Origin of the sequence: Coleofasciculus sp. FACHB-712, from assembly GCF_014695635.1 — a bacterium.
Taxonomy (GTDB): Bacteria; Cyanobacteriota; Cyanobacteriia; order Cyanobacteriales; family FACHB-T130; genus FACHB-T130.
This window is the reverse complement of sequence record NZ_JACJOQ010000660.1, coordinates 1-7,066: the sequence shown is the minus strand read 5'-3', so window position 1 is coordinate 7,066 and position 7,066 is coordinate 1. Positions and strand designations below refer to the sequence as shown.

The window sequence follows — 7,066 nt, the reverse complement described above, 5'->3', positions numbered from 1 at the left end:
CATCTGGGATTAGATGTGATCGCAGAAGGTGTAGAAACGGCGGCTCAGATGGAACAACTGCGATCGCTACGCTGCGAAGCTGGGCAAGGATTCTTCTTTTCCAAGCCACTAGATAGCGAATCTGCTAGAGCATTAATCGCCGCAATGCCCCAATGGTAAGACCATTCAAAATCATCTTATTTTTAATTTTTCTGAGTCTGCTAACTATTTATAAAATCCCTCAACGATCTTTGCACTTGTGGTAGGTTGATGTAGACTTTGGCGGCTTCAATTAGATTCATGACATTTGCCGGACTCGCATCATCGATATCGTCACTCAATCGTTTCCCAGTCAACTTGCTATCGAGTTTAAATTGCAAGCGCAAGTAACGACTATCCTCATCAATCACCTGTTTAGCAATGTAACTATTAATATCTGACGAAGCATCAAAAATTACATCAAGAATCGGGAGTGCCCACTGAATCGCACCCCATTGTTGGGCACTTTCAAGCGGAATTGCGCGGGTAAGACTTCCCGTACCGAGGGATAAAACTGAAATTTCGTGGGGTTTATAACCTAACCGCAGGGCTTCAGCGATCGCGCAAGCTGTGGGATTATTTGCCCCAACACCACCGTCAATCACCGAGTATACGTTAGTAATCCGGTAAGCAGAAGTATTATTAGGCACTACGCTCCACGGTTCATCCACAATCGCCATCCGAGTCCCGCCTCTGTAACCAATGATGCTACGATTCTGACCGCGTCCCGTCCCGCCGGTGATTTCAATCTGCATTTGATTGTAATCACCATTGTCTTCTGCTGCTTCTTGCCCTAACGTAATCGAGTTTGTATCTCCGGCTTGGGCAATCCCTTCTTCTTTTTTATCCAGTCTATAGGCAGGAAAAAAAGTTGGGGCAGAAGCAGAACAGAGACACGCTTCCCATAAGGGAAGGTCAGCAAATATTTTGCGCCAGCTTTTAAAAATAATCGGTTCTCGCTTAATTGTGTCGTAGGCAGTAATTAAGAGTTTTGTTGAAGTAATATCCGACAGTTTTTTGTATTTAAATTCTTCTTTAAGAGAGTCAATCAAACCTTTATTTGAGTATTTAGGGGCAGAAGGGCCGTACTGAAGAAGCAACCCTACCCGTTGGGCGGACCAAAGGTTTCGGTAGGGAAAGATTCGAGTTCCTTTGTTCTGGTACACATCCACAATGTCCTGGGCTGTGCGATCGCTAGCAATCGACGCCGCCAAAATTGACCCCGTGGAGGTTCCTGCAATTAAGTGGAAGTATTGGCTTAAGGGCTGACCGATAATTTTCTCAATCTCTGTCAGCATCGTTGCCGAAATGACACCCCGGATACCGCCCCCGTCAAAGCTCAAAATGCGAAAAGTCACGCTTGTTTCCCCACAAAAAATTGCTGTCAAATCTAATCGCTAATTGCTCATCCTTCCTTGTTTACGGGTCTTCTATCCATTGCCCTTTTGATTCGTCCTCGTGATGTCAATTGTAATTTTGCCGCCAAAGTCTGGAATCGGTGCGCCCGGTTTCGTTAACCGCACTTGGACTTGTGACACTTGCTTGAATTCTAAGATGGCATCTGCGATCGCGCTGATTAACTTTTCTACGAGGGCAAACTTAGCGGTTTTTACCAAATCCTTCACTGTCGAAATCACCGCGCGGTAATCCAGAGTGTCTTCTATGGCATCGCTGATGCCTGCTGGTGCCAAATCTAGCCACAAAGTTACGTCTACTTCAAACCATTGCCCCAATACCTGTTCTTCTGGTAAGTACCCAGTGTAGCCGTAGCAGCGAATTCCTGTTAGCTGAATGCTATCCATTTTGTCAAAAACTTTAATTTCCTTGCTACTTCAAACCTGAGGAGCCAAAATTTCTCCTAAACTTTGCTCCGGTATCTTCGTTAAATCTTCAAGATTCTCAATGATTGTGGTGCAAATATCATCTAATGGTAAATCATTCGGATCTCGTCCAAAAGGATTTTCAATTTCATTACCGATTTCTTCAATCCCAAATAAAATAAAACTAATTATACCGACAACTAGCCCTGTCCACCAGCCGGAAGTATCGACAAGTTGAAAAGGTAGCGCAAAGCCATAGATTAGCAACAGTCGCTTTAGGTAAATCGCATAAGCTAAAGGAATGGGGGTTTTCAAAATGCGTTCGCAGCCAGTTAAAGCTTCTACCATTTGATCTAGCAATCCATTCATTGCAGCTAACTGATTATTATTTAAGGAGTTCCGCTCGTGTTGCTGCTGTAGGTAATCCCCAATCCAAAATGCTATTTTTAGCGGAGGGTTTTTAACGCTTTTGAGCTGAAGAAATTGCGAGGGAGTTACTATCTCTTCTAACTCGTCGTTTAAAGCCTCTTGTCGCAACTGTAACTTAGTTGCGATCGCAAAGGCTCCTAATAACCGCATCGCTGTTGCTTTATCCTCTCTATCTGTTGATTCTCGTTCCGCAACCGATACTTGAATTTGCCGCGCTAAATTGCGGACGTTCACCACCAAAAGCCCCCAGGATTTGCGCCCTTCCCAAAACCGCTCGTAAGCCGTATTTGTCCGGAAAACCAATAATAAGCCTAAAACCAGATTATAAACAACATTAGTAACCAGATTATCTAAAAGGTTTCCAGCAATCGGTAATTTAAAATAATCGAGAATAGAAACGAAAAAACCAAACCCTCCACACAAAAGAACGCGGGGAAAAATAGTCGGTGCGACCGATCCCCTCAACTGTAAAGCCATTGCAAACCAGTTTTTATTCTCAATCGTCATGCTGCTGTTTATTCACTGAAGCAGAAAAAGATTAAATCATCGTTATCGCCTTCATTCAACAATATCTTGCCGAGTGCTGGCAACGATATCAAATAGCTCTTTCTGCTCTGTCTGAGGAACTTCAAACTTATCTAAACTTTGTTGAAAATCCGCCAGAAATACTTCCCACTCTTCAGGAGAAATTTTCAGATGAACATGAGAATCGTGCATTGAACGACCCGTATATTGTTGCGGGCCACCTGTCGCCCAGCAAACCATTTCTGTAACCAGATACTTGAAACCTGCTTTTGACACTCGGTGATGTGCTTCATCTACGAGAGGATTTGCATTCAATTTCGGGTCAACCATGATTCTGTCAATGAAATCATCGACTACGGCTGCAATATTGTAAACACCGCCCAGGCGTTCATAAAGTGATAGTTGTGAGTTCATAATGGCTTCTTCTTGAATTAAATAATTCCTGAATTCTCCTTGGCAACTGGCAAAGTTAGCGATCGCTCGGTAAGTATTTTAAGGTTTTAAAAAACCTCAATCCTACTTTAAACTACACCCCAGCACTCGCGAATAAAATTTTTCCTGGGCTTCTGTTGGAAAAATTTATCTTCGACCTTCACTGGGCTGCTTTCGGGGGTGAGAAAATTTAGGGAGATTCTCCGCCGAGTATTTCTACTACACCTAGATTCGGTGTCTACAAATCTCGATGAGTAAAGAGTTTGGCATCTGCACCGCTGTAGGTGGCAGCAATATGCCCATCGCCTGCGATTTGATATTTGTATGTCACCAGTCCTTCTAAGCCTACAGGGCCGCGAGGAGGCATCATTTGAGTACTGATTCCCACTTCTGCGCCTAATCCGTAACGGAAGCCATCGGCAAAGCGAGTTGAACAGTTATGAAAGACTCCAGCAGCATTGACTTGTGCCAGAAAATTAGTGGCAGCAGCAGTATCTTCTGTCACGATGGCATCAGTATGCCGAGAACCGTAGGTATTAATATGGTTAATCGCTTCTGAGAGAGAATCCACAATTTTGATTGAGAGAATTAAATCGCTGTATTCTGTCGCCCAGTCGGCTTCAGTCGCCTGTGTAATGTTCAGGATTTCGCAAGTGCTTTCATCTCCTCGCAATTCTACATTTTTTGATTGCAAAGTATTCGCAACTTGCGGTAAAAATTCCGATGCGATCGCACGATGCACTAGCAGAGTCTCCACAGCGTTGCAGGCGGCTGGGTAGTGGGTTTTGGCGTCTACGGTAATCGAGACAGCTTTTTGCAGATCCGCCGCTTTGTCCACATAGACATGACAAATCCCTTCCGCATGACCCAAAACAGGAATGCGAGTATTTTCGTGCACAAAACGGACAAAAGAGTTAGAACCTCTGGGAATAATTAAATCTACAAATTGATCTAATTTCAGCAGTTCTAAGGTTTCCTCTCTCGTTGTCAGCAATTGCACTACATCTGGATTTACTTCAGTCTTCGCTAATCCTTGGCGAATCGCTTTCACCAGCGCTTCACAAGAGCGCACCGCTTCCTGTCCGCATTTGAGGATAACACCGTTGCCAGATTTGATGGCAAGAGTGGAAATTTGCATCACTGCATCGGGACGCGCTTCAAAAATCACTCCCAGAACGCCTAGAGGACAGGTAACGCGCTTGAGAATTAATCCCTCATCCAGTTCCCGGTGAACCTGTACTGCGCCCACGGGATCGGGCAGACGCCCCACATCTCTCACTCCCGCGATCGCGCCTTTTAGCTTTGTTTCATCCAACTTCAAGCGAGCGTAAAGCGGTTTGGGAATTCCTGCCGCCTCCGCTGCCTTGCAATCTGCCGCATTCGCCGCCACAATCTCTGATGCTGAGGATTCTAGCGATCGCGCGATCGCTTCAATCGCTTGGTTTTTCGCCTCTGCGGACAACACTGCCAAGCTTCGCGCTGCTTGACGAGTTTTTTGAGCGATCGCACTTAAGGACATGGAAGCAATCTGGGAAGTCATGGCTCTGAATCAAACGCCTACGTTCAAGCCAAAGTTTAGCAAAATGTGGCTTCTGTTTAAATTCTAATAGATGGGATGCCTGAGTTTAAATCGGATGAACCTAAGGCTAGAGATAGGTTTACTACTTTTTAATTGATTTATAAATTAAATTTATTAGCTCGATTTTAGCTCATTTTAATAAATTCTTAATTGTTGTTTGTAAAATATATAAGTAGTATGAAAATAAAATTTTCAGAAAAATTAGAAAATATAACTTAAATGAGTATACATCAAAAAAAACTGTTAGTTTCTGCTAGCCCACCCGCAGATAAACAGTTGCAATCTAGACAACAGTTACGGATTGATTTGGCTCAAGAGTGCCAAAAATCCCAGCAGTTACGAGCTGATGGCGTTAAAAAGCGCCAAAAATCCCAGCAGTTGCTAGCTAATTTGCCTAAAACCTGTCAAAAATTACAGCAATTGTTGGCTAATAGTGCTGAAGAGTGCCAAAAGTCGCAGCAGTTACGGGCTAGTTCAACTAGAAGTGTTCCAGTCGAGCTGTTAGACATTGATTTAGACATTGATTTAGATGAACGCCTCCCCGCGATAGACTTGCCCTTAGATTCATTAGAGTATTTCGACGCGCTTGTGCAATCGCAGTCTGACGTAGAGACTCGTCTCCAAATGGTAGATCGATTGCAGTTAGACTTAGTAGAAAGTTTGCGATCGCTTGAGGACTCCCTTCAGCAATTTCCACTTGATTTAGGTAAATCTCTGCTGAAAGAAGAGCTGTTGATAGAAAATCAGCAGCTAGATGTCTTAGATAGAGATATCTTCCAAGAGTCTTCCAATAGCTCTGAGTGCGGAGAAATTGTAAAAGTTATTGACAAATTTCTTGCTCAATATTTAAGCGGAGATTACTCAGAAGATGATGAATCTACCGCCAGCGATACTCTTTGAGTATCGCTGGCGGCGATGAAATTTTTTATTTAGTTTCATCCCCATAAACCCGGTTTCTTCGAGAAAGCGGGTTTTTCATTTCAATGGTTCTATCTTTTGGTAGATGAATTTCTGAAACTTTCCGAAACTACTGTGACAAACCGTGTATCTAGCGAGTATTTGGTCAACAAATACCGCTGCTCCTTCTTCAGGGAGATGCATTATGTCACTCGAAGCCGGATTTGACGCGCTCAAACAAGGACGATATCAAGAGGCAGTTCGGTTGCTCAAGCAATACTGCCATTGTTCCGATGCTCACGCCAAGACTACCTGAGAGGTTTGATGGGGCTAGCGAAAGCCTATCAAGGGAGCAGACAGACGCAAAAAGCGATCGCCCTTGGTTTTTTCCTCCCCTCCCTGTTCTAAATTTCGGAAATTTTCTTCATCCAACCTGTAGTTTCAAAAAGGGCGAACACTGCAAGCGCACGGTTCGCCTTCTTCTTGGTGCTGAGGAACTCAAAGCAGCAAACCAGGTGCTAGAAAATTTCATCGCAAATTTATATAAGTATTGTTTTCCTATGAAGAGTATATGAAGTTACATAGATTCAGTATTTTGACGGAAGATAATCGAATCCAATGACCTCTAAGTTAGGTAAAGAACAGTCAGGAAGTGGGCTTCAGAAAATGAGTGCAGTTTCAAAAAATGGGTGGGATTCCTGGAGAATGGCATCAATCGCGATCGCTCGGAATTCAAGAGCATTGGAACAGCTATCGGAGAAACTGACTTCAAAGTACACAGATTCAGAGATGGCTGGGATATGGCGGCAGGCACGGTTGGTGCTAGCAGAAGAAGATGAGTGCTGGCTGGAAGAAGAACTGTATCGCATCCTGATTCAGGATTCCCAAATCGCAGCTTAAAAATTTAGCGTTCCTGGTTTAATTCGCCCGAAGCTGCTAACTGAGCTTTCGCTTGTTGCCAAAGCGTTTCCAACTCATCTAATGTGTAATCAGAGAGGGGACGGTCGGCAAAAGCCTCCATTTTTTTCAGACGCTGAATAAATCGCTGATTCGTTCCCTGTAAAGCTTCCGAAGGATCGAGATCGTACCAACGGGCAAGATTAATCACTGTAAATAATAAATCTCCCAGTTCCGCTTGCTGATGGGCTTCGTCTTCCTGTTGCAGTGCCTCTTCAAATTCTGCTAACTCTTCGTGAAACTTCGCCCACACGCCCTCAATATTTTCCCACTCAAACCCAGCCGCAGCCGCCTTTTGAGAGATTTTCATCCCCGCCATCAGTGGCGGCAATGTGCGGGAATAACGAGTCAGTTTGCGACTTAGCTGTTGCGCGTCTTGAGTCGTTTCTCCTTTTTCTGCGGCTTTGAT

Annotated in this window: 9 protein-coding genes; 3 read left to right on the top strand and 6 right to left on the bottom strand. The window is 44.1% G+C overall.

All coding sequences use genetic code 11. The features are described 5' to 3' along the window. Window positions 1-159, top strand: a 159-nt coding sequence (locus tag H6F50_RS24985) for an EAL domain-containing protein (RefSeq protein WP_190430764.1), incomplete at its 5' end; no start/stop codon positions are given. 41 nt (window positions 160-200) lie between these two features. Here H6F50_RS24985 and H6F50_RS24980 read toward each other — a convergent pair. The 5 genes from H6F50_RS24980 to H6F50_RS24960 all read right to left on the bottom strand — a co-directional run bounded on the left by H6F50_RS24980 (window position 201) and on the right by H6F50_RS24960 (window position 4,764). Beyond that, complete coding sequence (locus tag H6F50_RS24980; protein ID WP_190430763.1) at window positions 201-1,376, bottom strand: patatin-like phospholipase family protein; 1,176 nt, start codon at window positions 1,374-1,376, stop codon at window positions 201-203. A 72-nt stretch (window positions 1,377-1,448) separates the two neighbouring features. Then, the gene (gene folB, locus H6F50_RS24975) at window positions 1,449-1,820 is read right to left on the bottom strand and encodes a dihydroneopterin aldolase (protein ID WP_190430762.1); all 372 of its coding nucleotides are present in this window, start codon (window positions 1,818-1,820) and stop codon (window positions 1,449-1,451) included. Window positions 1,821-1,850: 30 nt separating this feature from the next. After that, window positions 1,851-2,774 carry a bestrophin family ion channel gene (locus H6F50_RS24970; protein ID WP_190430761.1) on the bottom strand — a complete coding sequence of 308 codons (924 nt, stop codon included), beginning with the start codon at window positions 2,772-2,774 and terminating at the stop codon, window positions 1,851-1,853. A 51-nt stretch (window positions 2,775-2,825) separates the two neighbouring features. Next, window positions 2,826-3,206, bottom strand: a complete 381-nt coding sequence (locus tag H6F50_RS24965) for a group 1 truncated hemoglobin (protein ID WP_190410034.1) — start codon at window positions 3,204-3,206, stop codon at window positions 2,826-2,828. A 256-nt stretch (window positions 3,207-3,462) separates the two neighbouring features. Then, entirely contained in the window at window positions 3,463-4,764 is a 1,302-nt protein-coding gene (locus H6F50_RS24960) for a glutamate-5-semialdehyde dehydrogenase (protein ID WP_190430760.1), read from the bottom strand. Window positions 4,765-5,022: 258 nt separating this feature from the next. Between H6F50_RS24960 and H6F50_RS24955 the strand changes: the two genes are divergently transcribed. Both H6F50_RS24955 and H6F50_RS24950 read left to right on the top strand, forming a co-directional pair. After that, entirely contained in the window at window positions 5,023-5,703 is a 681-nt protein-coding gene (locus tag H6F50_RS24955) for a hypothetical protein (RefSeq protein ID WP_190430759.1), read from the top strand. 615 nt (window positions 5,704-6,318) lie between these two features. Next, window positions 6,319-6,600: a hypothetical protein gene (locus H6F50_RS24950; protein ID WP_190430758.1), complete on the top strand. Its 282-nt coding sequence runs from the start codon at window positions 6,319-6,321 to the stop codon at window positions 6,598-6,600. 4 nt (window positions 6,601-6,604) lie between these two features. Here H6F50_RS24950 and H6F50_RS24945 read toward each other — a convergent pair. Then, the coding region (locus tag H6F50_RS24945) for a MazG family protein (protein ID WP_190430757.1) at window positions 6,605-7,066 on the bottom strand (462 nt) is incomplete at its 5' end.

Bases quoted from the DNA above. Each gene is read 5' to 3' on its own strand.
- H6F50_RS24950 (WP_190430758.1), top strand. From the start codon at position 6,319: ATGACCTCTAAGTTAGGTAAAGAACAGTCAGGAAGTGGGCTTCAGAAA.
- H6F50_RS24965 (WP_190410034.1), bottom strand. From the start codon at position 3,206: ATGAACTCACAACTATCACTTTATGAACGCCTGGGCGGTGTTTACAAT.
- H6F50_RS24955 (WP_190430759.1), top strand. From the start codon at position 5,023: ATGAGTATACATCAAAAAAAACTGTTAGTTTCTGCTAGCCCACCCGCA.
- folB (WP_190430762.1), bottom strand. From the start codon at position 1,820: ATGGATAGCATTCAGCTAACAGGAATTCGCTGCTACGGCTACACTGGG.
- H6F50_RS24960 (WP_190430760.1), bottom strand. From the start codon at position 4,764: ATGACTTCCCAGATTGCTTCCATGTCCTTAAGTGCGATCGCTCAAAAA.
- H6F50_RS24970 (WP_190430761.1), bottom strand. From the start codon at position 2,774: ATGACGATTGAGAATAAAAACTGGTTTGCAATGGCTTTACAGTTGAGG.